Source organism: Haloferula rosea, from assembly GCF_016595525.1.
Taxonomy (GTDB): Bacteria; Verrucomicrobiota; Verrucomicrobiia; order Verrucomicrobiales; family Akkermansiaceae; genus Haloferula; species Haloferula rosea.
This window is the reverse complement of record NZ_JAENII010000059.1, coordinates 1-414: the sequence shown is the minus strand read 5'-3', so window position 1 is coordinate 414 and position 414 is coordinate 1. Positions and strand designations below refer to the sequence as shown.

Annotated in this window: 1 protein-coding gene; it reads right to left on the bottom strand. The window is 55.6% G+C overall.

The window, feature by feature from the left end; translation table 11 throughout:
- Positions 1–157 precede the first annotated feature (157 nt).
- Positions 158–414, bottom strand: a 257-nt coding sequence (locus JIN81_RS19205; protein ID WP_234045610.1) for a hypothetical protein, incomplete at its 5' end; no start/stop codon positions are given.

The following is a 414-nucleotide window of genomic DNA, read 5'->3' as shown; positions in this document are numbered from 1 at the left end:
AGCGGCTTCGTAGCGGAGGGGGCGGGCCATGGCGAAAAGCTAGCCAATCCAGCCGGGCGGCGTCAATGCTTGAAAAACGGGACTGACCCCTTTCAAGCAATCATTCACTCCTTAGGTTGACGCGATTGGGTCAGCCGTTGCTCTCCATGCGCTTGTTCTACCTACCTGGTTTCGGGCAGAGATGTCGGGAGCGCCGGAGAAGCAAGCTCACCGCTAGACCAAGTAGAGCGAAACCATTTGGTTCTGGAACTTGGTAGACTGCAAACGGATCTCCACCGTAGGAAACGGTTTCGGCAGTACCGGTGAGCAGGTTGATTGCGCTCAGGGTGTTGACTCCACCCAGACGTCCGTAGCGATACGCCATACTGTTAACGGAATCCACCTCGAAGAAATTGTTCAGTCCGCTATCCAAGC